The organism is Salinicola sp. (genome assembly GCF_982684285.1).
On sequence record NZ_CEXLVS010000517.1, the window covers coordinates 1 to 1,106 of the forward strand.

Below are 1,106 nucleotides of genomic sequence, written 5' to 3' on the forward strand. Positions count from 1 at the left end.
TTCTTGATTCTGAGCTTTTAGTGCCGGGCAATTGGTACACGACCACTTCACCTTTATTACGTAATTCTTCAACCGCTTTATGCTGTAGTGGATCGTCGGACCAGGTCACCGTAATAGCCAAATTATTATCTTCAGTTTTTGGCAATTGAGTCACTAGCGTTTTCAAATCTAAACTAAAGCCAGTGGCAGGCTGAGCATAACCAAAGTCCTCGCCAATATCATCATAGCGACCGCCCATTGCCACCGCGTGGGCAGAACCCGCTTGATAAGCAGAAAAGACTAGCCCTGTGTGATAGTCGTAACCACGTAACTCTGCCAAATCAAAGTTGATGTTAATGTCTGGTAAACGTTGTGCAGCCATGTCGGCCACTGTCTGCAAGTTAGCCAAGGCATGTTTGACATCGTCAGGTGCTTGCTTAAATACCTGTTGTGCTTTGCTTAACACTGAGACATCGCCATTGAGTTCCGCTAAGGCTAATAACATAGCCGTACTGTCTGCTGATAATTGATATTCCGTCAATAAAGACTCAATTTCAGGCAACGCTTTACGCTGCAATGCAGAAAACAATTGTTGCTCTTGTATATTATTCAACCCAGCATAGTGAGCCAGACCTCGATAAATGCCAACATGGCCTATATCTAAAGATAAGGCTGGAATCGCGTCCGTCACATTTAATACCGCCACCATGAGTTGCAATATTTCCATATCGCTTTCAGGGCCCGTGTGACCATAGATTTCAGCACCTAATTGGATCGGGTTACGTGAGGTACCCTGCCCTTCAGGCAAAGTATGCAATACGCTACCAATGTAACTTAGACGAGTAACAGAACCTTGACCGCGTAATTTATGCGCTGCAATACGGGCTACTTGTGGAGTCATATCAGCACGAATGCCCAATAAACGTCCCGACATTTGATCAATCAGTTTAAACGTTTGCAGATCAAGCGTTTTAGCTGTGCCTGTCAGCAGCGAATCTAGATATTCAACTAAGGGAGGAACGACTAGTTGATAACCCCAGCTTTGCATCATATCAACAAGCTTGCGACGTAATATTTCTAGCTGAGCTGCTTCATCAGGCATTAATTCATCTATGCCTTCAGGGAGT

At 44.6% G+C, this 1,106-nt stretch carries 1 protein-coding gene; it reads right to left on the reverse strand.

Going from position 1 to position 1,106, the window contains the following annotated elements; translation table 11 throughout:
- Positions 1-1,106: ATP phosphoribosyltransferase regulatory subunit (locus AC3AYF_RS21600; protein WP_487780519.1), on the reverse strand; the 1,106-nt coding region annotated here is incomplete at both ends.